General features: G+C 70.8%; 24 protein-coding genes. 13 read left to right on the forward strand and 11 right to left on the reverse strand.

Annotated features, from left to right (window positions below):
- The first annotated feature begins 56 nt into the window (after positions 1-56).
- Positions 57-1,316, forward strand: a complete 1,260-nt coding sequence (locus tag HP507_RS11130; protein ID WP_217508711.1) for an AI-2E family transporter — start codon at positions 57-59, stop codon at positions 1,314-1,316.
- Between the two features lie 46 nt (positions 1,317-1,362).
- Positions 1,363-2,607: a threonine ammonia-lyase gene (ilvA, locus tag HP507_RS11135; RefSeq protein WP_175351861.1), complete on the forward strand. Its 1,245-nt coding sequence runs from the start codon at positions 1,363-1,365 to the stop codon at positions 2,605-2,607.
- 85 nt (positions 2,608-2,692) lie between these two features.
- On the opposite strand, the gene greA is transcribed toward ilvA, so the two are convergent.
- Positions 2,693-3,181: a transcription elongation factor GreA gene (greA, locus tag HP507_RS11140; protein ID WP_175351862.1), complete on the reverse strand. Its 489-nt coding sequence runs from the start codon at positions 3,179-3,181 to the stop codon at positions 2,693-2,695.
- A 67-nt stretch (positions 3,182-3,248) separates the two neighbouring features.
- Positions 3,249-3,776: a DUF4307 domain-containing protein gene (locus HP507_RS11145; protein WP_271207180.1), complete on the reverse strand. Its 528-nt coding sequence runs from the start codon at positions 3,774-3,776 to the stop codon at positions 3,249-3,251.
- A 28-nt stretch (positions 3,777-3,804) separates the two neighbouring features.
- On the opposite strand from HP507_RS11145, the gene mca reads away from it, so the two are divergent.
- Positions 3,805-4,695, forward strand: coding sequence for a mycothiol conjugate amidase Mca (gene mca, locus HP507_RS11150; RefSeq protein ID WP_271207178.1), 891 nt, complete (start codon positions 3,805-3,807; stop codon positions 4,693-4,695).
- Positions 4,692-5,027 carry a hypothetical protein gene (locus HP507_RS11155; RefSeq protein ID WP_175351864.1) on the forward strand — a complete coding sequence of 112 codons (336 nt, stop codon included), beginning with the start codon at positions 4,692-4,694 and terminating at the stop codon, positions 5,025-5,027. The genes mca and HP507_RS11155 overlap by 4 nt, the downstream gene beginning before the upstream one ends.
- Before the next feature lie 145 nt (positions 5,028-5,172).
- Here HP507_RS11155 and trhA read toward each other — a convergent pair whose 3' ends face one another.
- The gene (trhA, locus tag HP507_RS11160) at positions 5,173-5,892 is read right to left on the reverse strand and encodes a PAQR family membrane homeostasis protein TrhA (RefSeq protein ID WP_175351865.1); all 720 of its coding nucleotides are present in this window, start codon (positions 5,890-5,892) and stop codon (positions 5,173-5,175) included.
- Between the two features lie 87 nt (positions 5,893-5,979).
- Here trhA and HP507_RS11165 point away from each other — a divergent pair, with 87 nt between their 5' ends.
- The 3 genes from HP507_RS11165 (at position 5,980) to HP507_RS11175 (ending at position 9,773) form a co-directional block, all read left to right on the forward strand.
- The gene (locus HP507_RS11165; protein ID WP_175351866.1) at positions 5,980-6,765 is read left to right on the forward strand and encodes an isoprenyl transferase; all 786 of its coding nucleotides are present in this window, start codon (positions 5,980-5,982) and stop codon (positions 6,763-6,765) included.
- A 67-nt stretch (positions 6,766-6,832) separates the two neighbouring features.
- Complete coding sequence (locus HP507_RS11170; protein WP_175351867.1) at positions 6,833-7,942, forward strand: aminotransferase class V-fold PLP-dependent enzyme; 1,110 nt, start codon at positions 6,833-6,835, stop codon at positions 7,940-7,942.
- Positions 7,943-8,378: 436 nt separating this feature from the next.
- Positions 8,379-9,773, forward strand: a complete 1,395-nt coding sequence (locus tag HP507_RS11175; protein ID WP_271207190.1) for a PhoH family protein — start codon at positions 8,379-8,381, stop codon at positions 9,771-9,773.
- Here the strand turns inward: HP507_RS11175 and HP507_RS11180 are convergent.
- From HP507_RS11180 to xseA, 5 genes are all read right to left on the reverse strand, one after another.
- Positions 9,715-11,073, reverse strand: a complete 1,359-nt coding sequence (locus HP507_RS11180; RefSeq protein ID WP_217508728.1) for a class II fumarate hydratase — start codon at positions 11,071-11,073, stop codon at positions 9,715-9,717. The genes HP507_RS11175 and HP507_RS11180 overlap by 59 nt on opposite strands.
- A gap of 162 nt (positions 11,074-11,235) precedes the next feature.
- Positions 11,236-11,850: a carbonic anhydrase gene (locus tag HP507_RS11185; RefSeq protein WP_175351868.1), complete on the reverse strand. Its 615-nt coding sequence runs from the start codon at positions 11,848-11,850 to the stop codon at positions 11,236-11,238.
- Positions 11,851-11,892: 42 nt separating this feature from the next.
- Positions 11,893-12,531 carry a DUF4245 domain-containing protein gene (locus HP507_RS11190; protein ID WP_175351869.1) on the reverse strand — a complete coding sequence of 213 codons (639 nt, stop codon included), beginning with the start codon at positions 12,529-12,531 and terminating at the stop codon, positions 11,893-11,895.
- Complete coding sequence (locus HP507_RS11195; protein WP_175351870.1) at positions 12,528-12,773, reverse strand: exodeoxyribonuclease VII small subunit; 246 nt, start codon at positions 12,771-12,773, stop codon at positions 12,528-12,530. Before HP507_RS11195 ends, HP507_RS11190 begins: the two co-directional genes overlap by 4 nt.
- A gap of 62 nt (positions 12,774-12,835) precedes the next feature.
- Entirely contained in the window at positions 12,836-14,071 is a 1,236-nt protein-coding gene (gene xseA / locus HP507_RS11200) for an exodeoxyribonuclease VII large subunit (RefSeq protein ID WP_175351871.1), read from the reverse strand.
- A gap of 106 nt (positions 14,072-14,177) precedes the next feature.
- Here xseA and HP507_RS11205 point away from each other — a divergent pair, with 106 nt between their 5' ends.
- Together HP507_RS11205 and HP507_RS11210 are read left to right on the forward strand one after the other, a co-directional pair.
- Positions 14,178-15,242 (forward strand): 4-hydroxy-3-methylbut-2-enyl diphosphate reductase, encoded by a 1,065-nt coding sequence (locus HP507_RS11205; protein WP_271207174.1) that lies wholly within the window; start codon positions 14,178-14,180, stop codon positions 15,240-15,242.
- Positions 15,239-15,958, forward strand: coding sequence for a DUF6264 family protein (locus tag HP507_RS11210; RefSeq protein ID WP_175351872.1), 720 nt, complete (start codon positions 15,239-15,241; stop codon positions 15,956-15,958). The genes HP507_RS11205 and HP507_RS11210 overlap by 4 nt, the downstream gene beginning before the upstream one ends.
- A 22-nt stretch (positions 15,959-15,980) precedes the next feature.
- On the opposite strand, the gene HP507_RS11215 is transcribed toward HP507_RS11210, so the two are convergent.
- Positions 15,981-17,240 (reverse strand): M18 family aminopeptidase, encoded by a 1,260-nt coding sequence (locus HP507_RS11215; protein WP_175351873.1) that lies wholly within the window; start codon positions 17,238-17,240, stop codon positions 15,981-15,983.
- Positions 17,241-17,327: 87 nt separating this feature from the next.
- Positions 17,328-18,356 (reverse strand): class II fructose-bisphosphate aldolase, encoded by a 1,029-nt coding sequence (gene fbaA / locus HP507_RS11220; RefSeq protein WP_175351874.1) that lies wholly within the window; start codon positions 18,354-18,356, stop codon positions 17,328-17,330.
- Between the two features lie 89 nt (positions 18,357-18,445).
- On the opposite strand from fbaA, the gene glpX reads away from it, so the two are divergent.
- On the forward strand, positions 18,446-19,435 hold the full coding sequence (gene glpX, locus HP507_RS11225; protein ID WP_175351875.1) for a class II fructose-bisphosphatase: 990 nt from the start codon (positions 18,446-18,448) through the stop codon (positions 19,433-19,435).
- A gap of 16 nt (positions 19,436-19,451) precedes the next feature.
- On the opposite strand, the gene HP507_RS11230 is transcribed toward glpX, so the two are convergent.
- Entirely contained in the window at positions 19,452-20,717 is a 1,266-nt protein-coding gene (locus tag HP507_RS11230; RefSeq protein ID WP_175351876.1) for a DNA recombination protein RmuC, read from the reverse strand.
- A gap of 134 nt (positions 20,718-20,851) precedes the next feature.
- On the opposite strand from HP507_RS11230, the gene iolC reads away from it, so the two are divergent.
- Genes iolC through HP507_RS11245 form a run of 3 tightly spaced genes read left to right on the forward strand, consistent with a single transcriptional unit; the run spans position 20,852 to position 24,340 of the window.
- Positions 20,852-21,877 carry a 5-dehydro-2-deoxygluconokinase gene (gene iolC, locus HP507_RS11235; RefSeq protein ID WP_175351877.1) on the forward strand — a complete coding sequence of 342 codons (1,026 nt, stop codon included), beginning with the start codon at positions 20,852-20,854 and terminating at the stop codon, positions 21,875-21,877.
- Positions 21,870-22,832, forward strand: a complete 963-nt coding sequence (locus HP507_RS11240; RefSeq protein WP_246328653.1) for a class I fructose-bisphosphate aldolase — start codon at positions 21,870-21,872, stop codon at positions 22,830-22,832. Before iolC ends, HP507_RS11240 begins: the two co-directional genes overlap by 8 nt.
- Positions 22,829-24,340: a CoA-acylating methylmalonate-semialdehyde dehydrogenase gene (locus HP507_RS11245; protein WP_175351878.1), complete on the forward strand. Its 1,512-nt coding sequence runs from the start codon at positions 22,829-22,831 to the stop codon at positions 24,338-24,340. The genes HP507_RS11240 and HP507_RS11245 overlap by 4 nt, the downstream gene beginning before the upstream one ends.
- Positions 24,341-24,353: the final 13 nt, after the last annotated feature.

Consider the following 24,353-nt stretch of genomic DNA (forward strand, 5'->3'; position numbering starts at 1 on the left):
CCCCGACGTATGCCGTGTCTGGCACCTGCCCGGAGGGGCGTCGATACACTCGCGGCATGGCATGGGGCAGAAAGCAGACGCATCCCGATCCCGTGGTCGAGGATTCCGTCCCGACGGGCATGCGGATCGCGGGGGCGTGGTCGTGGCGGGTGCTCGTGGTCGTCGGCGTGATCGCGGTCTTCATCTGGCTGATGACGATCTTCAGCGAGATCCTGATCCCGTTCCTGGTCGGCATCGTCATCTCGGCGCTCCTCGTGCCGATCTCGAACTGGATGCAGCGGCACCACGTGCCGAAGTGGCTCGCGGTCGTGCTCAGCCTGCTCGGCGGGATCGCGGCGCTCGGCGGCCTCATCTGGCTCGTCGTCGACCAGATCATCGCGTCCTACCCCTCGCTGCGGGACCGCACGGTGGACCAGTACGCGAACATCAAGGACCTCGTCCTCAACTCCGGTCTCGGCATCACCCAGAGCGACGTCAACGGCTGGCTGGACGACGGCACGAAGTGGCTGCAGGACAACTCCGGGTCGATCCTCTCCGGTGTCGCGAGCGCCGGCTCGGGCGCCACGCACGTGTTCGAGGCGCTGTTCATCATCCTGTTCACGACGATCTTCCTGCTCATCGACGGCAAGAACGTCTGGCGCTGGGCAGTCCGCCTGTTCCCGAAGAAGGCCCGCGCCACGGTCGACGGCGCCGGTGTCGCGGGCTGGATCACGCTGACGAGCTTCATCCGCGTGCAGATCTTCGTCGCGTTCGTCGACGCGGTCGGCATCGGCCTCGGCGCGTTCATCGTCGGACTGTTCTTCGGCGGGATGCCCCTGGTGATCCCGATCGCTGCGTTCGTCTTCCTCGGCGCGTTCATCCCGGTGGTGGGCGCGATCGTGACCGGGTTCCTCGCGGTCTTCGTCGCCCTCATCTTCAACGGGCCGCTCGCCGCGATCCTCGTGCTCGCCGTCGTGCTGCTCGTGCAGCAGATCGAGGGGCACATCCTCCAGCCGCTGGTCATGGGCAACGCGGTCAAGGTGCACCCGCTCGCGGTGGTGCTCGGCGTCACGGCGGCGTCCGGCCTCGCAGGGATCGCCGGCGCCTTCTTCGCCGTCCCGATCATCGCCACGCTGAACGCCATGGTGACGACGATCTCGAGCGGTCGCTGGCGCGGACTCGACTCGGAGCACGTGCTCGAAGCCACCCCGAAGCACGGCCAGCACGGGCAGCTGCAGCTCATGCGGCGCCGGCGGCACAAGGTCGGCGACGACGTCCCGGCGCCGGGCAGCCGGGAAGAGCCCGCCGCGGTCGAGGGCACCGCCAGCACGAACTAGCGTCACGGGTTTCGTCAGGAGCGGCCGGACCGACGATGATGGGACCGTGACCGACACGACGACGCCGCTGATCCCCACCCTCGACGCGATCGAGAAGGCGCGCGTGACGATCGCCGGGGTTGCCCGTGTCACCCCGATGGAGACGTCGCAGTTCCTCGGTGAGCTGCTCGGCTCGCCCGTGCACCTCAAGTGCGAGAACCTGCAGCGCACCGGTGCGTACAAGGTCCGCGGCGCCTACAACCGCCTGTCCACCCTGACGCCGGAGCAGCGGGTCGCGGGCGTGGTCGCCGCGAGTGCCGGCAACCACGCGCAGGGCGTCGCCCTCGCCGCCCGCGAGCTCGGGATCCCGGCGACGATCTTCACCCCGGTCGGGGTCGCCCTGCCGAAGCTGCAGGCGACCCGGCACTACGGTGCCGAGGTCGTCCTGCGCGGGCACTCCGTGGAAGAGGCCCTGAGCGCCGCGAAGGACTTCGCGACGCGCACCGGTGCGGTGTTCATCCCGCCGTTCGACCACCCCGCCGTGATCGCCGGCCAGGGGACCCTCGGCCTCGAGATCCTCGACCAGGTGCCCGACGTCGACACCGTCGTCGTGCCGATCGGCGGGGGCGGGGTCATCGCCGGCATCGCCCTCGCCGTGAAGGGCATGGCCGAGCGCCTCGGACGGCCGATCCGCGTCATCGGGGTGCAGGCCGAGAACGCGGCCGCCTACCCGACCTCGCTCGAGGCCGGTGAACCCGTCACGGTCAGCACGAAGCCGACGATCGCGGACGGCATCGCCGTGGCACGCCCCGGCGACCTGAACTTCCCGATCATCCGCGACCTCGTGGACGACATCGTCACCGTGTCCGACGACGACGTCGCCCGCGCGCTGCTGGTGCTGCTCGAGCGCGCCAAACTCGTCGTCGAGCCCGCCGGCGCGGTGGGCGTCGCCGCGATCATGTCCGGCGCCGTCCACGACACCGGGCGCACCGTGGTGCTGCTCAGCGGCGGGAACATCGACCCGCTGATGATGGAGCGTGTGATCACCCGCGGACTCGTCGCGGCGTCGCGCTACATCGGCATCCGGATCATGCTGCCGGACCGCCCGGGTCAGCTCGCCCGCGTCTCGCAGGTCATCTCGGACGCCGGCGCGAACGTCGTCGAGGTGCTGCACACCCGTCACGGCCAGGGGCTCGTGATCAACGAGGTCGCGCTGGACCTCTCGATCGAGGCGCGCGGCCCGGAGCACGCGCAGGAGGTCATCCACCGTCTGCGCGAGGTGGGCTTCCGGCCGGAGCTGCTGGAGCACTGAGACCCAGCCACAGACCGGACGGGAGGCGCGGTGCCAGCTGGCACCGCGCCTCCCGTCCGGTTCTGAGCGCGTCTACGGCACGTGGCTACGGGACGTAGCGCTCGACGTTCGTCACCTCGACGGCGATCTCCTTGCCGTTCGGAGCGGTGTACGTGGTCTTGTCGCCGGGACGGAGCCCGACGATCGCAGCGCCCACGGGGCTGACCGGGCTGTAGACGGTGAGGTCGGAGCCCTCGCCGACGATCTCGCGGTTGCCGACGAGGAACGTCGACTCGTCGCCGGCGATGACCGCGGTGACGACGGTGCCGGGCTCGACGGTGCCGTCGAAGTCCGCCTCGCCCACGGTGGCGTGCTTGAGGAGTTCGGTGAGCTGGCGGATGCGGGCCTCGATCTTGCCCTGTTCGTCCTTGGCGGCGTGGTAGCCGCCGTTCTCCTTGAGGTCACCCTCTTCGCGAGCGGCTTCGATGCGGTTCGCGATCTCCTGGCGACCTTCACCGGACAGCGTCTCGAGCTCGGCCTTGAGGCGGTCGTGCGCCTCTTGCGTCAGCCACGTGACCTGGGTGTCGTTGCTCATGGTGATTCCCTTCAGCAAAGAACAAGACCGGCCGGAGTGGCCGGTCTTGTCCGCGAATCACAGCAGTCTAGGGAACCCAGCAGTCGTGGATCAAGCCGGTCACGCCGCGAGACACGGTGTTCACAGGCGTCGTGATGCTCCGGGTGCGCTGGTCGGACGCCGGCACCCGGATCTCCTTCCAACCGACGATCGTGTACGACTTGTCGAGCACCTGCACGGCGCACTTCGCGGTGGTGCCCGGGTCGACGGAGACCTGGGTGTGCACGACCGTCCGGTGCGCCGACACGACCTCGTACCCGACGTCATCGGTGTCGAGTCCGTGGCTGGTCTGGCCCGGCCCGGCCCAGATCACCCAGACGGTGAACACGAGGGCGACGGCGGCGGCGGCGACGACCCCGATGAGCCGGGTGCGGCGTGCGCGACCGGGGGTGCGGCCGTAGCGGTCGTCCAGCGTCGCGGTGGTGCTGGCGGACGGCTGAGGTGCCGGTTGGTGCTGCGGTTCGGACAGTTCGGGGCTCCCGGGGTGATTATCCTGATCCCAGGGTAGTTCACGCCTTGCTGTGCGCCGCCCGCGTCCACCGTGCTCACCCCGCACCCCCGCTCACGACAGTGAGGAACGCCACGTGCCGTACCGCCTGATGGCCGTCCACGCCCATCCCGACGACGAGTCGAGCAAGGGAGCGGCCACCGCGGCGAAGTACGCGGCCGAGGGGAACGACGTCCTCGTGGTCTCCTGCACCGGGGGCGAGGCCGGGGACATCCTCAACGAGCAGCTCGGCGAGCCCGCCACCTCCCGGGCGCACCGCGACATGGCCGGGTACCGCCGGACCGAGATGGCCGCCGCGCAGGCAGCGCTGGGCATCGACCACGTGTGGCTCGGCTACCACGACTCCGGCCTGCCGGACGCCGAGAAGGGCGAGGCCGTGCGTCCCGGGACGTTCTCCACGGTGCCGCTCGAGTACGCGACCGAGGCGCTCGTCCGTGTCATCAGGCGGTTCCGGCCGCACGTGCTCGTCACCTACGACGAGAACGGCGGGTACCCGCACCCGGACCACATCCGCACGCACGAGGTCTCCGTCGCCGCCTGGCGGGACGCCGCCGACCCGGCGAAGTACCCCGACGCCGGTGCGCCGTGGACGATCTCGAAGCTCTACTACGAGCGGACGATGAACCCCCGGCGGTTCCGGACGATCTTCGAGGCCCTGCAGGAACGCGACCCGGACAGCCCCGCGATCGAGCAGCTCCGCGAATGGGTCGAACGGTTCGCCGACCGACCCGACCTCGCCACCACCCACGTCGACGTGCACGAGTACTTCGACGCCCGGGACGCCGCACTGCGCGCGCACGCGAGCCAGGTGCCACCGGACAGCGCCTTCTTCTACTGGCCGAACGACCTCCTCGCGACGGTGTGGCCGACCGAGGACTACCAGCTCGTCGAGGCCCGCGTGCCCACCGAGCTCCCCGAGTCCGACCTGTTCGCGGGGATCCCTGCCGACAAGGACACCACCGCGTGAGCACCATCACGGCGGCACTCGCCGCCACCCCCAGCCCGAGCCCGACCTCGACGGTCCCCGACGTCGACGTGACGCCGGGCGTCGCGGGCTTCATCGCGATCGCGGTCGTCGCCGTCGTGACGATCCTGCTCGTCATCGACATGACCCGGCGCATCCGCCGGACCCGGTACCGGGCGGAGATCCGGGAGCGGCTCGAGTCTGAGGCGAACGGCACCGGCGGCACCGACGGCACCGTCGGCGCCGGGCGCGACGGGGTCGCCACGGACGAGCCGGACCGGCGGGCGTCCGAGGACGGACGGGCCGACGTCGGGGACGACACCGAGCGCGGCTGACGCGACCAGCGCGGCTGGCGCGACCGAGCGCGGTGGACGCGACCAGCGCGGCTGACGCGACCGAGCGCGGTGGACGCGACCACGCGTGGGCCGGGAGGCGCGGTGCGGGCCCGCCCCGCGCCTCCTGGCCGTCACACCGGTGCTGTCAGCGGACCGGGTCGAGCGCCACGATCAGCACGCCGACCCACTGCGCGGCGAACGCGACCACGGTCAGCGCATGGAACACCTCGTGGAAGCCGAACACCGTCGGTGACGGGTCCGGACGCTTGAAGCCGTACACGAGCGCGCCCAGGACGTACGCGAGCCCACCGGACAGGATCAGCACCGTCATCGGGACGCTCGCGTCGAAGAACTGCGGCAGCAGCCCGAGCGCCGCGCACCCGAGCACGAGGTAGATCGGCACGTACAACCACCGCGGCGCCCCGATCCAGAGCACCCGGAACGCGATGCCGAGCGCGGCACCGGACCACATCACCCAGAGCACGAGCACCATCAGGGTGTGCGGCAGCGCGCAGATCGCCACGGGCGTGTACGTGCCGGCGATGAGCAGCAGGATGTTCGTGTGGTCGATGCGCTTCAGTACCGCCTTGACCGTCGGACCCCACGGGAAGCGGTGGTACGTCGCCGAGACCCCGAACATCGCGAGCGACGTCGCCATGAACACCGCGCTGCCGACCTTCGCCGCGGGGGAGCCGGCGAGGGCGATGAGCACGATGCCCATCGCGATGGCGAAGGGGAACGCACCGAGGTGGATCCAGCCACGCCAGGCCGGCCTTGGCTCGGGCGCGCGTGCGTCCCCGGTGCTCGCCGCCTCTTCCGTGAAGGGGACGTGGGGGAGGGTCCCGGTGTCGTGCTCGGCCTGCATGGTCCGACCGTAGGGGCCGATGCCGAACGAATGCCGAACACCTCGTGACGCGGCTGCTTCCGAGGTGCGGTGCACTATGTTCGTTGCGTGACCGGCAGGGTGGGATGGGCAGGACGAGGGATCCTCTACCGCGCGTACCAGAGCCGTATCCGCCGCCAGATCGACGGGGCGGCCGTACCGAAGCACGTCGCCATGATCGTGGACGGCAACCGTCGCTGGGCGAAGCAGCTCGGACTCGAGTCAGCGGCGCACGGCCACCGCGCCGGTGCGGCGAAGATCCCGGAGTTCCTGACGTGGTGCGACGACCTCGGCATCGAGGTCGTGACGCTGTACCTGCTGTCGTCCGACAACCTGACGGGGCGGGGCGGTGACGAGCTCGAACAGCTCGTCGGGATCATCGCCGACCTGGCCGGCACGCTCGCCGATCACCGGGACTGGCGCGTGCAGCACGTCGGCTCGAACGAGGGGCTGCCCGAGGTGCTCGTCACGGCCCTGTCGCAGGCCGAGCAGCGGACGGCCGACCACACGGGCCTGCACGTCAACCTCGCCGTCGGGTACGGCGGGCGCCGGGAGATCGCGGACGCCATGCGCAGCATCGTGCGGGCGCACGGCGAGGGCGGCGGCACGCTCGACACCCTCGCCGAGGTCCTCACGCCGGAGCTCATCGGCGACCACCTCTACACGCAGGGGCAGCCGGACCCGGACCTGGTGATCCGGACCTCGGGCGAGCAGCGGCTGTCCGACTTCATGCTGTGGCAGAGCGCGCACAGCGAGTTCTACTTCGTCGAGGCCTTCTACCCGGACCTGCGCGAGGTCGACTTCCTCCGTGCGGTCCGCGACTTCGGACTGCGCTCCCGGCGCTTCGGCGGATAACGGTTTCGCTCCCGCCGGGGCGTCCCAGTAGACTCACAGGGTTTTCGTCCCACGGAAGGTTGCCCCTGTGAACATCGCCGAGTATGCCGACGGCTTCGCCGAGGAGCCCGGTTACCTCGACCACGCCGCCTTCGGCCCCGTGCAGACCGCCGTCCTCGAGGAGCAGCGCGTGCTCGGGACGATCCAGGAGCACATGCGCTTCGGCGCGATGGAGACGCTCGACGAGCAGGACGTCCGCGTCCGCACGGTCGCCGCCCGCCTGGTCGGCCGGCGCGAGGACCAGGTCGTCTCGCAGACCGCGACCACCCCGGGTCTGCTGCACACCGCGTTCGGTCTCACCGGCGGCGTGCTCGTCTCCGCCGACGAGTACCCGTCGCTGCCGCTCGCCCTCGCCAGCGCCGCGTCGGCCACGGGCGGCCGCGTGCAGCCCGTCGTCATCGAGTCCGGCGCCGGTTGGATGACGCCGTCGCTGATCGAGTCGCGCCTGTCCGATGACGTCACCGCCGTCGCCGTCTCCCTCGTCGACTGGCAGACGGGTTACCTCGCCGACCTCGCCGCCATCCGCGAGGTGATCGGCGAACGTCTCCTCATCGTCGACGCCATCCAGGGCTTCGGCGTCGTGGACGCCCCGTACCAGGTGGCCGACGTCGTCGCGACCGGTGGGCAGAAGTGGCTGCACGCCGGCTGGGGGACCGGGTTCACCGCCTTCAGCGACCGCGCGCTGAACCGTCTTCGTCCGGCCCTGTCCGGTCCGCACGGCACGACCGGCTGGCCGACCGAGGTCCCCTCGGTCCGCCCCGGTGCCGCCGGCTTCCAGATGACGCGCATCGACCCGGTCGCGCAGGCCAGGATGGCGGTGTCGCTCGACCGGCTGACCGCCGTCGGGGTCGCCGCCGTGCAGGAGCGTGTCGCCGACCGGGTCGAGCGCGTCTTCGACATCGCCGACGAGTTCGGCCTGTCCGTCGAGTCCAGCCGCGACCCGCGGGAGCGCGCCGGCATCGTGGTGCTCCGACCGCCCCAGGGGCGTCTCACGGCGCTGTCCGCCGCGCTGCACAACCACGGGGTCACCGTGACGACGCGGCTCGGGGTCGCGCGGGTGTCGGTGTTCGCGTCCACCACGGACGAGACGCTTGACATGTTCCGCGACGCCTGCCTCTCGTACGCCACGATGCAGTAGCGGTCCGCACTCCGCTCCCTCGGTGCGTGCCGCGAGCCCCCCCCTCGGTGCGTGCCGCGAAAGCGACAGTCCGCGGGCACCCGCCTCGGTGGGTGTCGCGAAAGCGACAGATTCCCGCGCGACGAAGGCGGGATCCTGTCGCTTTCGCGAGGGGGCCGGCTCCGCCACGACGGACTGGAGGCGCGGTGCGGGCCGGCACCGCGCCTCCCGTCCGCCAGCCGCTCGCGTTCACGCGACCGTAACCTCCGCCACCGCGTGTCGCTGGTGTCGTGTCGGAGGTCGGACGTAGCTTGGCCCCATCGGGCACCGCGCCCGATCGAAGCGGCCACAGTCGGTGCTTCGGGACCCGCTCCACGGCCGCGTTCGAGGACATGGACCGGGCCGAGCGCGGCCCGGGGATGGAGTGGTCGTGACCTCTCAGAACGTCTCTCGCGGAATCCAGCAGCAGTACACCGCGGACTCGTCCACATCGGTCGCCCAGCGCACGTACGTGCTCGACACCTCGGTGCTCCTCAGCGATCCGCGGGCACTGTTCCGCTTCGCGGAGCACGCGGTGGTCCTGCCCGTCGTGGTCGTCAGTGAACTGGAGTCCAAGCGCAACGACCCGGAGATCGGGTACTTCGCCCGGCAGGCGCTCCGGCTCCTCGACGAACTGCGCGTCGAGCACGAACGACTCGACTTCCCGATCGCGATCGGCGAGGGCGGGTCGTTCCGGGTCGAGCTGAACCACTCCAACCAATCCGTCCTGCCGTCCGGGCTGCAGCTCGGCGACAACGACTCGCGGATCCTCGCCGTCGCGTCGAACCTCAAGAACGACGGACTCGACGTCGTCGTCGTGTCGAAGGACCTGCCCCTGCGCGTCAAGGCGTCCTCGATCGGCATGGCGGCCGAGGAGTACCGCGCCGAACTCGCGGTCGACAGCGGCTACACGGGCGTCACCGACCTGCAGGTGTCCGGCGAGCAGATGTCCGACCTGTACGAGAAGGAGGAGATCCGTTCCTCCGCCCTCGCCGACGTCCCCGTCAACACCGGCGTCGTCATCCACTCGGAACGCGGATCGGCGCTCGGCCGCGTCACCTCGCCCGGCTCGGTCGCGCTGGTCCGCGGCGACCGGGAGGTCTTCGGACTCCGCGGCCGGTCCGCCGAACAGCGGCTCGCGATCGACGCCCTGCTCGACCCGGAGATCGGCATCGTGTCGCTCGGCGGCAGTGCCGGTACCGGCAAGTCGGCGCTCGCGCTGTGCGCCGGACTCGAGGCCGTGCTCGAACGACAGCAGCACAAGAAGATCATGGTCTTCCGGCCGCTCTACGCGGTGGGCGGCCAGGAGCTCGGCTACCTGCCCGGCGACGCCGCCGAGAAGATGAACCCGTGGGCGCAGGCCGTCTACGACACACTCGGGGCGCTGGTGTCCGACAACGTCCTCGACGAGGTCGTCGAGCGCGGCATGCTCGAGGTGCTCCCGCTCACGCACATCCGCGGGCGTTCCCTGCACGACGCGTTCGTGATCGTCGACGAGGCGCAGTCCCTCGAACGCAACGTCCTCCTCACGATGCTGTCCCGCATCGGGCAGAACTCCCGCGTCGTGCTCACCCACGACGTGGCGCAGCGCGACAACCTGCGGGTCGGCCGACACGACGGCGTCGCCTCGGTGATCGAGCGGCTCAAGGGGCACCCGCTGTTCGCGCACGTGACGCTGACGCGTTCCGAGCGGTCGGCGATCGCCGCCCTGGTGACCGAGATGCTGGACTCTCCCGTCCGTCGTGTGGTGACGCCTAGTTCGGGTGCGTCATCGAGAGCACGTCGAGGGCGCTGTCGAGCTGCTCCTCGGTGACCTCGCCCCGCTCGACGTGGCCGAGGGCGATCACGGCCTCGCGCACGGTGACACCCTCGGCGACGGCGAACTTCGCGACCTTCGCCGCGGCCTCGTACCCGATCACACGGTTGAGCGGCGTGACGATCGACGGCGACGACTCCGCGAACGCGCGGGCACGGTCAAGGTTCGCCTCGAGCCCGTCGATCGTCTTGTCGGCCAGCACCCGCGAGCTGTTCGCCAGCAGGCGGATCGACTCGAGCAGCGCCGTACCCATCACGGGGATCGCCACGTTGAGCTCGAAGGCACCCGAGGCTCCGGCCCACGCGATCGTGGCATCGTTGCCGATGACCCGGGCGGCGACCATCAGGGTGGCCTCGGGGATGACCGGGTTCACCTTGCCCGGCATGATCGACGAGCCCGGCTGCAGGTCGGGGATGTGGAGCTCGCCGAGACCGGTGTTCGGGCCCGAGCCCATCCAGCGCAGGTCGTTGTTGATCTTCGTCAGGCTCACCGCGATCACCTTGAGCGCGCCGGACGCCTCGACCAGGGCATCACGCGCGCCCTGCGCCTCGAAGTGGTCGAGCGCCTCGGTGATCGGCAGGCCGGTGTCGCTCGCGAGCTGGGCGATCACCTTCTGCGGGAAGCCCTTCGGCGTGTTGATGCCGGTGCCGACGGCGGTGCCGCCGAGCGGGACCTCGGCCACGCGGGGGAGCGTCGCGTTCACGCGCTCGATGCCGAGCCGGACCTGACGCGCGTACCCGCCGAACTCCTGGCCGAGTGTGACCGGGGTGGCGTCCATCAGGTGGGTGCGCCCCGACTTCACGGCGTCGGCCCACAGCGTCGCCTTCGCTTCGAGGGATCCGGCGAGGTGCTCGAGCGCGGGGACGAGCGTGCGGATGAGGGCCTCGGTCACGGCGACGTGCACCGAGGTCGGGAACACGTCGTTCGAGGACTGCGACGCGTTCACGTGGTCGTTCGGGTGCACCGCGGCGTCGGCGATCTCGGACGCCAGGGTCGCGAGCACCTCGTTCATGTTCATGTTCGACGACGTGCCGCTGCCGGTCTGGTAGACGTCGACCGGGAACTGGTCGTGGTGCTGTCCGGCGATGATCGTGTCCGCCGCCTTCGCCACGGCGTCGGCCAGGGCGGGGTCGACGATGCCGAGCTCCCCGTTGACGATCGCCGCTGCCCGCTTGATGCGGGCGAGGGCCACGATCTGCGCCGACTCGAGCCCACTGCCCGAGATCGGGAAGTTCTCGACCGCACGCTGCGTCTGCGCCCGGTAGAGCGCGGACACCGGCACGCGGACCTCGCCCATGGTGTCGTGCTCGATGCGGTACTCGCCGGAGCTGTCGGTCACGGTGGTCGGGGTGGTGTCGGTCACGTCGTCGTGGTCCTTCCTGGGGTGCTCGCCGGCTGCGGTCGCACCGGCTGGTGGGATGTCCCGCTGGTGCCCGGGACTTCTCGTCGTGTCGGCCGATCAGGCCTGGCCGACGACGGTGTCGATGGCCACCTCGCCCGTGGTGAGGTCGTAGGTCGCGCCGACGACGGCCAATCTACCCTCGGCGATCGCGTCGGAGACGGCGCCTGAACGCTCGATCACCTGGCGCAGCGTGGCTTCGAGGTGCGCCGCGCCGACCGATTCCTGGGGGACGTCGGCGTCGCTGGTGCGCACGCGCTCGACGCTCGGGGCGATGGCGTCGACGAGGGCCTGCAGGTGCGGAGCGGGGACGGGCTCGCCGGAGCGCGCCGCGGCGACGGCGCCGCACTTCGTGTGGCGCAGCACGACCACGAGCGGGGTGCCGAGCGCGACGACCGCGAACTCGATCGACCCGAGCACGACGTCGTCGACGATCTGTCCGGCGTTGCGGATCGCGAAGAGGTCACCGATGCCGGCGTCGAAGACGTGCTCGAACGGCACGCGGGAGTCGGAGCAGCCCAGGACCGTGGCGAACGGCGCCTGGGACCCCTGGAGCTCCGATCGGCGGTCCGGGTCGATCCGGCCGGTGCGGCGCTTGTCCGCGGCGAAGCGGGCGTTGCCCTCGACGAGGAGGCGGAGGGCGTCGGACGGGGTGGAGGCGGCGCGATCGGGCATGTGGTTCCTCGTGATCGGGGGTGGGCTGCTGCGGTGGGCGGACTACGAGCCGAGCTGTTCGCCGACGGCGGTCGCGACGGTCCGGAACGACGAGTCGTCGGCGGTGCCGGACAGGACGATGGTGTTCTTCCCGAACGTCGACACCAGGGAGTACGCCTGGTTCCCGGCGTCGTCACCCTCGGCCCGGCGGTCGTACACGGTCCACTTCGTGCCCGCGATGGTTCGGGAGCCGGTGGCCGCGTGCTGGTCGAGCTGGTTCGAGACCCACGTCGCGTTCGCCTCGATGCCCTGCTGCAGACCGATGTACTGCTTGTCCGGGGTGATGAAGCCCACGGTCCACACGCTGACGCCGTCGGTCGTCTTGTCCTGGTAGTCGGCCCGGTTCGACGAGTAGCCCTTCGGCAGCGCCGGCGCGGCGAGCGTCACGCCGGGCACCTTCGCCTGGGACGCGACCTGCCGGTAGTCCACCGTTCGGTCGGCCACCGGGGTGTTCGGCCGGACGACGACCGCGACGAGGAACAGCACGATGCCGAGCGACGCGATCAGGGCGATGACGAGGTTGAACGCCGTCTGGTGCTGCCGCCGGGCGGTGCGGGCGGCGTCCTTCCGGGCCCAGGTCTCCTCAGGCGTCTCGGGGCGACCGAGCTCGGCGACGATCGGGCGGCCGTCGGCGTCGGTCATCGGGCGGCACCGTCCTCGGACGCCGATGCGGCCCGCGCGGCGTCGAGCCGTGCACGGGCACCGACCAGCCACTCCTCGCACCGGGCGGCGAGGGACTCGCCCCGCTCCCACAGCGACAGAGAGCGTTCCAGCGTCGCGGAACCCTGCTCGAGCTCGGCGACGACGCGCACGAGTTCGTCGCGCGCGGCTTCGTAGCTCAGCGACTGGACGTCGGCCTGCTCGGGTTCCTGCTGGGATGACACCCCTCGATCCTACCGAGCGCGCACCGACGTGCGGCCCACAGGACGGGACCTGTGGAGAACCGTCAGGCTCCGTCCGGCCCCGGCCCGTCCGGCTCGAGGGTCCCCGTCGCCGTCCCCGCCCCGAGCGTCACGTGCACCGGTGTCGCGCCGGAGAGGTCCTCCGCGCCCCGGACGACCCCGCCGTCGGTCGTCTGCACGATGGCGTAGCCGCGCCGGAGCGTGTCCCGAGGCGAAAGCGCCCGCAGCCGCGCGGTGAGGTGCCCGACGTCCGCGTGCGAGCGTTCGAGTCGTCGGTCGAGGAGTTCCCGGGCACGCGACAGGTCGCGCGCCACCTCTTCTGCGCGGGTGTCGACGAGCCACGCGGTGGACGCCAGCGCCGGCCGGGAGCGCAGGGCCGCGATCCGGTCGGCCTCGACCGACAGGGTGTGCGACAGCCGGAGACCGAGGCGTGCCCGGGCCTGCCGGACGTTCGCGAGCTCCTCGGCGACGTCGGGCACCACGCGCTTCGCGGCGTCCGTCGGGGTGGAGGCGCGGAGGTCCGCCACCTCGTCGAGGATCGGACGGTCGGCCTCGTGCCCGATGGCCGAGACGATCGGCGTGGACGCTGCGGCCGCGGCGCGCACGAGCCCCTCGTCGCTGAAACCGAGCAGGTTCTGGAAGTCACCGCCACCGCGCGCGACGATGATCACGTCGACCGAGGGGTCGGCGTCCAGTTCGAGGATCGCGGCCGTGACCTCGCCGACGGTCCGTTCGCCCTGGACCGCGGTGTGGATCGTGCGGAACTCGACCTGCGGCCACCGCAGCTGGGCGTTGCGTTTGACGTCCTTCTCGGCGTCGGAGTCCTTGCCGGTGATCAGGCCGATGCGGTGCGGCAGGAACGGCAGCCGCTTCTTCCGCGACGGGTCGAAGAGGCCCTCTTCGCCGAGGGTTCGCCGGAGCCGCTCGAGCCGTTCGAGCAGGTCGCCGAGGCCGACGTGCTTCATCTCGACGACCTGCATCGTCAGCGAGCCGCCCTTGACCCAGTAGTTCGGCTTGACGGCCGCGACCACCCGGTCACCCTGCTTGAGGTCCGCCGGCACCCGGGAGCGCACGCTCGACCAGATCGAGAACGACACCGTCGCGTCGATCTCGACGTCCTTGAGCTTGCCGTAGACGTTGCCGCCGGCGACGTTCCACTGGGTGATCTCGCCCTCGACCCAGGCGGTGCCGAGCCGGTCGATCCAGTCCCGCAGCTTGACGCCGAGCAGCGCCACCGGCCACGGGTTGTCGGCCGTCGGGGGTCCCTGTTCGATCGCCATGCAAGCTCCTCACGCGCTGGTGCCGTCCAATCCTGCCGGACACCGACGACACCGGTCCCCGCGCACGCCCAGCCCGCGGGGGATCCGCTCACCTATCATCGGGGACGTGACGATCACCAACGGCCGCACGGTCCCGCTCGCCCCGCCGCGGCTGCTCGCGGCGCGCGGCCGGCTGCGGGACGAACCGGTCGCCGGCACGAAGAAGGTCCTGCTCGCGGCGCCCCGCGGCTACTGCGCCGGTGTCGACCGCGCAGTCGTGGCCGTCGAGAAGGCGCTCGAGCAGTACGGCGAGCCGGTGTACGTCCGGAAGCAGATCGTCCACAACGTCCACGTCGTCTCGACGCTCGAGCAGCGGGGAGCGGTGTTCGTCGACGACGTCGCCGAGGTCCCGCGCGGCTCGCACGTGGTGTTCAGCGCGCACGGCGTGTCGCCCGCGGTGGTCGCCGGCGCCGCGGACCGCGACCTGCACGCCATCGACGCCACGTGCCCGCTCGTCACGAAGGTCCACCGCGAGGCGACGCGCTTCGCGAAGGCCGAGCGCACGATCATCCTCATCGGGCACGCCGGCCACGAAGAGGTCGAGGGCACGATGGGCCACGCGCCCGAGCGCACGATCCTGGTCAACGGTCCGGAGGACGTCGCCGCGCTCGAGGTCCCCGACCCCGACAACCTCGTCTGGCTGTCGCAGACCACGCTGAGCGTCGACGAGACGATGGAGACCGTCCGTCTGCTCCGCGAGAAGTTCCCCACGATCGAGAACCCGCCGTCGGACGACATCTGCTACGCCACCCAGAACCGTCAGGTCGCGATCAAGAAGGTCGCCCCCGCGGCGGACCTCGTGATCGTGGTCGGCTCCGCGAACTCGTCGAACAGCGTCCGCCTCGTCGAGGTCGCGCTCGAGCACGGTGCGAAGGCCGCGCACCGCGTCGACTACGCCTCCGAGATCGAGCAGGACTGGCTCGCCGGCGTCCGCACCGTCGGGGTCACGAGCGGCGCCTCCGTGCCCGAGGAACTCGTCGCCGAGGTCCTCGACCAGCTCGCTGACGCCGGCTACGGCACCGTCGAAGAGGTGGTGACCGCGCACGAGGACCTCATGTTCTCGCTCCCGAAGGAGCTCCGCACCGACGCCTCGGGCAACCCGACGCGCGCGCTCGGCGGGCGTCGCCGATGAGTGGCGACGAACCGCGCGGGACGGACGACTGGTCGGCGGTGCCGGCACGCGATCCGGGTCACCTCGCCGACCCGTCCGACGGCCTGGAGGCGCGGCGCACCCCCGCCACGTCGGGCGCCGGCACCCCGGACGGTCGGGTCCACGGCCGCCCGGCACCCGGGTACGGCGAGTACGCACCCGAGGGCTGGGTCAACCCGGTGCTCGTCGAGCAGGAGCGGCGCGAGCAGGAGGAACGCTCCCGCGCGCTGCGCGAGCAGGCGGCACGCGAGGCGCCCCGCGATCACCGTGCCGGTGCTCCGTCGGGCGCGACCGGGGTGGGGCGTGCAGCTCCGGCCGCCGGGCGGTTCGGCGCCTCGCCGCTCGACTTCGTGCTGACCGTCGGCCTGCTCGTGATCGGGCTCTGGTCCGTGATCGAGTCGCTGTCCGTGGGCACGACGGCATCGACCATCCGGACGGTCGTCGAACAGCAGTACACCGACCTGTCGGACCCCGCGGCGCTGTCGTCCGCGGTGCTCGTGCGCGCGGTCGTGCTCGTCGTGGTGTTCGTGCTCGTCGTCTGGTGGTCGATCCGGCGGCTCCGTGCCCGGCGATGGACGTTCTGGGTCCCGCTCGTCGGCGGGGTCGTCGCCACGGTGCTCGGCATGGTGCCGGTGATGGTCGTCATCTTCCAGGACCCGCAGTTCGCCGCCTACCTGCAGCGGATGGCCGGGGGCTGATCCCGACCGCGGCGAACCCCGCCTACCCGGCGAGGAACGCCGCGACGGCGCCGTGCAGAGCGGCGAGGTCGTCCACGTGCACGAGCTCCCGGATCGAGTGCATCGACAGCAGTCCGACGCCGATGTCGATCGTCGGGATCCCGAGTCGGGTCGCCGCGATCGGGCCGATCGTCGAGCCGCCCGGGATCGTGTTCACGTTGACGAAGGGCTGCCACGGCACGCCCGCGGTGTCGCACGCCGCGGACCACACCGCCTCGCCCTTCGCCTCGGTCATGTAGCGCTGGTTCGCGCTGATCTTCAGGAGCGGGCCGCCGCCGGGGCGCGGGCGGTTCGTCGGGTCGTGCTTCTCCGGCTGGTTCGGGTGCACGAGGTGACCGGCGTCGCTCGACAGCAGCCACGATGCCCGGAACGCCCGTGCGGCGTCGGAACGGGACGCGCCGAGACCCTCCTGCACGCGGCCGAGGACGTCCTCGAGGAACGGTCCGCCCGCGCCGGACGGCGTCGACGACCCGATCTCCTCGTGGTCGAAGGCGGCGAACACCGGGACGTGGTCCCCATCGGTGGGGGCGTCCACGATCCCGCGGATCCCCGCGTGCACGCTCGTCAGGTTGTCCATCCGCCCCGAGGCGAGGAACTCGCGGTCGATGCCGATCCGGCACGGCGCCTGCGTGTCCGCGAGGAAGAGGTCCCACGACACGGCGTCCTCGCCGAGACGCGCCCGCAGCCAGGACACGACGTCGGACCCGCCGGCCTCACCGTCCACGCCGACGATCGGCAGCGTGTGTCGCTGGCGGTCGATCTCCTTGCCGTCGTTGACCCCGCGGTCCAGGTGGATCGCAAGGTTCGGGATCCGGGCGACGGCGTCGGTCGACACCAGGCGGACCGAACCGTCGGCGTCGACGACCCGGCCGGCGATCCGGAGGTCCCGGTCGAACCAGGTGGAGAGGAGCGCTCCGCCGTAGACCTCGACGTTGAGCTGCTCCCAACCGCCCGTCCGCACGCCCGGGTTCGGCTTGACGCGGAAGCCGGGGGAGTCCGTGTGCGCGCCGAGGATCCGGAACGGTGTGGTCACCGTTGCCCCCTCGGGCAGCCGCCACGCGATCACGGCACCGTCGCGGACCACCACGTACGCACCGGGGGACGTCGGCCAGGCGTCGAGCTCGGACAGCTCGGTGAAGCCCGCCGCGACGAGTCGGTCCCGTGCCGCGGCCGCCGCGTGGAACGCGGTGGGGGACTCGGTGACGTACTGGGCGAACTCGGAGGCGATGGCGTCGGCGGTCACCCGACCATCGTGGCACGCGGTGACGGCGACCAGACGCAGAACGGGGCGCGTCCTGTCGGACGCGCCCCGTTCCTCCAGGCCGGAGAATCAGCCCTGGGTGTGACCGGCCGAGCCGAGCACCTTCGCGGCCTCGACGACGCGGGCGGCCATGGCGGTCTCCGCGACCTTGCCCCAGGCGCGCGGGTCGTACTGCTTCTTGTTGCCGACCTCGCCGTCGACCTTGAGGACGCCGTCGTAGTTCCGGAACATCGAGTCGGCGATCGAGCGGGTGAACGCGTACTGCGTGTCCGTGTCGATGTTCATCTTGATGACGCCGTTGCGGACGGCCTCGTGGATCTCGTCGTCCGTGGAACCCGAGCCGCCGTGGAAGACGAGGTCGAGGGGGTTCTCCCCGGTGCCGTGCTTCGCGGCGACCGAGGCCTGGATCTCACCGAGCAGCTCGGGACGGAGCTTGACGTTGCCGGGCTTGTAGACGCCGTGCACGTTGCCGAAGGTGAGCGCGGCGATCCAGCGGCCGTGGTCGCCGAGGCCGAGCGCGTCGACGACCTTCTCGACGTCGCCGGGGGTGGTGTAGAGCGCGTCGTTGGTGCCCTCGTGCTGGACGCCGTCCTCCTCGCCGCCGACGACGCCGATCTCGACCTCGAGGATCGCGTTGATGTTCCGCGTCTTCTCGATCATGGTCTTGGCGATCTCGATGTTCTCGTCGAGCGGCACGGCCGAGCCGTCCCACATGTGCGACTGGAAGATCGGGTTGCGGCCGGCGCGGACCTCTTCCTCGCTCGCGGCGATGAGCGGCAGGACGAAGCCGTCGAGGGCGTCCTTCGGGCAGTGATCGGTGTGGAGCGCGACCGTGATGTCGTAGTTCTTCGCGACCTCGTGGGCGAACTTCGCCATCGCGAGCGCACCAGCGGCACGGTTCTTCACGGTGTGGCCGGCGAAGTAGTCGGCGCCGCCCGTGGTCACCTGGAGGATGCCGTCCGAGCCCGCCTCGGCGAGGCCCTGGAGGACCGCGTTGATCGTCTGCGACGACGACACGTTGACGGCGGGGTACGCGAACTTGCCGGCCTTCGCTCGTTCGATCATCTCGGCGTACTGTTCCGGCGTTGCGATGGGCACTGGGATCTCCTTCGACGTGATGGTGTCCAGGCCGAGCCTAGTCAGCCGGACTGGAGTGTGACCCGACCACCATCGGTAGGCTGACAGCCGTGACTCCCACGACGGAAACCGGCAGCCTGTTCCTCCAGCCCGATCGCAACCTGGCGCTCGAGCTCGTGCGTGCGACGGAGGCCGCGGCGATCCGTGCGCAGCCGTGGGTCGGTCGGGGTGAGAAGAACCTCGCGGACGGTGCTGCCGTGGACGCGATGCGGAAGTTCCTCGGCACGGTGAACTTCGACGGTGTCGTCGTGATCGGCGAGGGCGAGAAGGACAACGCCCCGATGCTCTACAACGGCGAGCACGTCGGCAACGGGCACGGGCCGGCCTGCGACATCGCGGTGGACCCGATCGACGGCACCAGCCTGACCGCTGCGGGCCGTCAGAACGCGATCTCGGTGATGGCCGTGTCCGACCGGGGTTCGATGTACGACCCGTCCGCGGTGTTCTACATGGACAAGATCGCCGCTGGGCCCGAGGGTCGTGGTGTCCTGGACCTCCAGAAGCCGATCGGCGACAACATCCGGGCGCTGGCCAAGGCGAAGGGCAAGGACCTCGAGGACATGCAGATCGCGGTCCTCGACCGGCCCCGTCACGACGAACTGATCCGCGCGATCCGTGCCACGGGTGCCGGTACGCGCCTGCTGCTCGACGGGGACGTCGCCGGTGGGATCGCGGCGGCGCTGCCGGGATCGACGATCGACATGTGCGTCGGTGTCGGCGGTACCCCGGAGGGCATCATCACGGCGTGTGCGATCAAGGCGCTCGGCGGTGTGATCCTCGGCAAGCTGCAGCCGAAGGACGACGAGGAACGCGAGAAGGCGATCGCCGCCGGGCACGACCTCGACAAGGTCCTCGACCAGGACGACCTCGTCACGGGTGACAACACGTTCTTCGTCGCGACGGGTGTCACCGACGGCGTGCTCGTGGACGGCGTCCGGCGTTCGCGCGGCGTCATCCACACGGACTCGCTCGTGCTCCGCTCCCGGTCGAACACGATCCGTCGGATCCAGGCCGACCACCGCGCCGAGAAGTGGTTCTGATCCGCTGACCGGGCGGTCAGTCGTCGCGGTCGACGGCGCCGACGAGCTCCGGCGCGGTGAGGAGTCGCGGTTCGTCCTCGATCGACGACGGGTCCGCGATGACCTTCGACTCGTCGAGCAGTGACAGTCGCCGGGCACTCGGCAGCACCTGGCGCTCGAGCGATCCCACGAAGCGGTTGTAGTCGACGACGGTGCCGCGGATCGCGCGCCCCAGCTTGTCGACGTGCCCGGCCATGGTCGACAGTCGCCCGTGGAGCTCACGGGAGACCCGGAAGAGCTCGCGCGCCTCGGCCGTGAGGACGTCCTGCTGCCACGAGAACGCCACGGTCTTCAGCACCGACCAGAGCGTCACGGGCGACGCGAGCGCGACCCGCTTGCGGAAGGCGTGGTCGAGCAGTCCGGGGTCGGCGGCGAGGGCGCTCGAGACGAGTGACTCGGACGGGATGAACGCGACCGTGAGTTCGGGAGAGGCGTCGTACCCGGACCAGTACTCCCGCGCGGCCAGGGCGTCGACGTGCGCCCGGAGCGCCTTGACGTGCTGGGCGATCAGTTCGTCACGGCGGGCACCCTCGGCGCCCGTCGCGCTCGCCGGGATCTCTGCTGCCTGCAGGTAGGCGCTGAAGGGGACCTTGGCGTCGACGGCGATGGTCTTGCCGCCGGGGAGGTGCACGATCATGTCGGGACGGGCGGCCCCCGCCGACGTGGTCACCGACGACTGCACGTCGAAGTCCACCCGCTCGAGGAGGCCGGCTGCCTCAACGACGTTCCGCAGCTGCGTCTCGCCCCAGACGCCGCGCGTGCTGTTCGACGACAGTGCGCTCGCGAGCGTGTCCGCGGTGGCCCGGAGCCGCTCTTCCGATTCGGCGGCCGACCGGAGCTGCGCGGAGATCGCGCCGTACTGCTCACTGCGCGACTGCTCGAGCTCGGCGATCTTGGCGCGCATGACGTCGAGGGTCTGTGCGACCGGGCTGAGCGCGGAGAGGACCTTCGACTCGCCCTGCACCCGCGCGGCGTCGGCGCCGTGCATGCGCTGCACGAGGTGCTCGAGTTCGGCGGCTCGTCGTTCGAGTGAGTCGACCTGCCGTCGGTACTGCGTGTCCTGCGCCTCGAGCCGTTCCTCGGCGTCGCGACGCACCCCGTCGAGCTGCTCGCGGAGCGCGCCGGCGGTCGCCCGCGCCGTGGCGGCGTCCACGCCGGCGCGGGAACGGGCGAGCGACCAGGCGACGACGGCACCGACGGCGACGCCGATCACGACTCCGATGACCAGGGCGAGGATCTGCATGCCGTGACCCTCCCAGGACCCACCGACACCGCGCCTCCAGGGCCGTCCGAATCCATGTCATGACATTAGGGCAAACAAGGTGTACAGTCGTGATCGTCCGCCGATGAAGCCGCACGGAAGGTCCACCACGTCGCATGACGAACCGAGCTCCCCACGCCTACGACGTGATCACCATGGGTCGCGTGAGCGTCGACATCTACCCGCAACAGACGGGTCCGCTGGAAGACGTCTCGACCTTCTCGAAGTCCGTCGGCGGCAGCGCCACGAACGTCGCCATCGCCGCGGCCCGCCACGGGGCCGACGCCGCCGTCATCACCCGCACGGGCAACGACCCGTTCGGCCGCTACATCGCCCGCACCCTGCCGGAGTTCGGCGTCGCGAACACCTTCGTCGAGACCATCGAGGGGCTGAACACCCCCGTCGCGTTCTGCGAGATCTTCCCGCCGGACGACTTCCCGCTGTACTTCTACCGGGCTCCGAAGGCGCCGGACCTCATGATCACGGCGAAGTCCCTCCCGCTGCACGAGATCGAGCGGGCGAAGATCTTCTGGACCACGGTCACCGGTCTGAGCGAGGAGCCGAGCCGCCAGGCGCACCACGCCGCGTTCGAGGCGCGGAGCGCGTCCACGAGCACCACCAAGCAGCACACCGTCCTGGATCTCGACTACCGCTCGATGTTCTGGTCGAGCCCCGCGGCGGCGACGCGCGAGGTCGCGATCGCCCTCGAGCACGCCACCGTCGCCGTCGGCAACCGCGAGGAGTGCGAGGTCGCCGTCGGTGAGACCGACCCCGTGCGCGCCGCCGACGCACTGCTCGAGCGCGGTGTTGAGATCGCCATCGTGAAGCAGGGCCCCAAGGGCGTCCTCGCGAAGACCCGCGACGAGTTCGTCGAGTTCCGGCCGCACCACATCGACGTCGTCAACGGCCTCGGCTCGGGCGACGGCTTCGGCGGTGCACTCACCCACGGTCTGCTGGAGGGCTGGGGGCTCGAGCGCATCCTCGCCTTCGCCAACGCCGCCGGCGCCATCGTCGCCACCCGCTTCGAGTGCTCCACGGCGATGCCGACGAGCGACGAGATCGGGGCGTTCATCCGGTCGAACCCGGCCGAGGGGACGAACCACGCAGACGAAACGAACACCGAGGAGAAGGTCGATGCCTGAGATCAGCGCCGCTGACTTCCAGCGCCTCCGCGACATCCGCGCCACGCAGCCCGGTCTCGTCAAGCAGACGCTCGACGCACGCCGCAAGCGCGACCTGCTCGCCGACGACGGCAAGCTCTTCATCGTCGCCGCCGACCACCCCGCACGCGGTGCCCTGGCGGTCCGCGACGACGAGTCCGCGATGGCCGACCGGTACGACCTGCTCGAGCGCCTCGTCACCGCGCTCGGCCGGCCCGGGGTCGACGGGGTGCTCGGCACGCCGGACATCCTCGAGGACCTCGCCCTCCTCGGTGCCCTCGACGGCAAGGTCGTCGTCGGCTCGATGAACCGCGGGGGGCTCCGTGGCGCCAGCTTCGAGATGGACGACCGGTACACCGCGTACTCGGCGAAGGCCATCGCGGACGCCGGCTTCGACTTCGCGAAGCTGCTCGTCCGGATCAACCTCGCCGACGGCGGCACCGCGCCCACCCTCGAGGCCACCGCACGCGCCGTCACCGAGGCCGCGGAGCACCGGCTGCCGATCATGCTCGAGCCGTTCATGTCGGAGTGGAAGCACGACAAGATCGTCAACGACCTGACTGCCGACGCGGTCATCACCTCGATGGCGATCGCGGCGGGACTGGGGGAGTCGAGCGCCTACAGCTGGCTGAAGATCCCCGTCGTCGACGACATGGAGCGGGTGATGGCGGCGACCACGCTGCCGACGCTGCTGCTCGGCGGCGACCCGTCGAGCCGCCCGCTCGAGACGTACGCGAAGTGGGCCGACGCCCTCGCGCTCCCCGGTGTGCGCGGGCTCGTCGTCGGCCGCACCCTGCTCTACCCGCCGGACGGCGACGTCGCCTCCGCCGTGGACGTGGCCTCGGGCCTCGTCCACCCGGGCGCGGCCCCCGGCGCCACCACCGACACCACGCACGAGAACGTGTCCACCACCACACTCGAAGGAACGAACGCATGACCATCACGGAGACCGCCACCACCACCGTCGGACACTGGATCGACGGTGCGCGCGTCGCGTCGCGGTCCGGCAACACGGCGCCCGTGTACGACCCCGCGCTCGGCGTCGCCACGAAGCAGGTCGCCCTGGCGAACGAGGACGAGATCCAGGCCGCGATCGCGAGCGCCAAGGCGGCGTTCCCGAAGTGGAGCAACCTGTCGCTGGCGAAGCGCCAGGCGATCCTGTTCTCCTTCCGCGAGATCCTCAACCGCGACAAGGCCGAGCTCGCCGAGATCATCACGAGCGAGCACGGCAAGGTCCTCGACGACGCCCTCGGCGAGATCGCCCGCGGGCAGGAGGTGGTGGAGCTCGCCACGAACATCCCGAGCCTGATGAAGGGCGAGTTCTCCGACCAGGTCTCGACCGGCATCGACGTGTACTCGATCCGGCAGCCCCTCGGCGTCGTGGGCATCATCTCGCCGTTCAACTTCCCGGCGATGGTCCCGCTGTGGTTCCTGCCGATCGCGATCGCCGCGGGCAACACCGTGGTGCTCAAGCCCTCCGAGAAGGACCCGAGCGCCGCCATCTGGCTCGCCGAGAAGTTCAAGGAGGCAGGTCTCCCCGACGGCGTCTTCAACGTGCTGAACGGCGACAAGCTCTCCGTCGACGGACTGCTCACCAGCCCGGACGTCGAGTCGATCTCGTTCGTCGGCTCCACCCCGATCGCCCAGTACGTCTACGAGACCGGCACGAAGCACGGCAAGCGCGTGCAGGCCCTCGGCGGCGCGAAGAACCACATGCTCGTCCTGCCCGATGCCGACCTCGACCTCGTCGCGGACAACGCCATCAACGCGGGCTTCGGCTCCGCCGGTGAGCGCTGCATGGCGATCTCGGTCGTCGTCGCCGTCGAACCCGTGGCGGACGAGCTCATCGAGAAGATCACGGAACGCGCGGCCACGCTGCGCATCGGTGACGGACGCCGCGGCTGCGACATGGGACCGCTCGTCACCAAGCAGCACCGCGACAAGGTCGCCTCGTACATCGAGGTCGCCGAGCAGGACGGTGCGGTGGTTGTGGTGGACGGCCGCACCGTCCGACCCGACGGCGACGAGAACGGCTTCTGGCTGGGCCCGACGCTGATCGACAAGGTGCCCACCACCAGCCGCGTCTACACCGAGGAGATCTTCGGCCCGGTGCTCGCGGTGGTCCGCGTCGCCAGCTACGAGGAGGGCCTCGAGCTCATCAACAGCGGCGCGTTCGGCAACGGCACGGCCATCTTCACCAACGACGGCGGCGCCGCCCGTCGCTTCCAGCGCGACGTGCAGGTCGGCATGATCGGCATCAACGTGCCCATCCCCGTCCCGGTCGCGTACTACTCGTTCGGCGGCTGGAAGAACTCGCTGTTCGGCGACCACAAGGCGTACGGCGCCGACGGCGTGAGCTTCTTCACGCGCCAGAAGGCGATCACGAGCCGCTGGCTCGACCCGTCGCACGGCGGCATCAACCTCGGCTTCCCGTCGAACGCCTGAGCGCGGACGCGAG

It is taken from the genome of Curtobacterium pusillum, from assembly GCF_013359865.1.
In the GTDB taxonomy this organism is placed as follows: domain Bacteria; phylum Actinomycetota; class Actinomycetes; order Actinomycetales; family Microbacteriaceae; genus Curtobacterium; species Curtobacterium pusillum.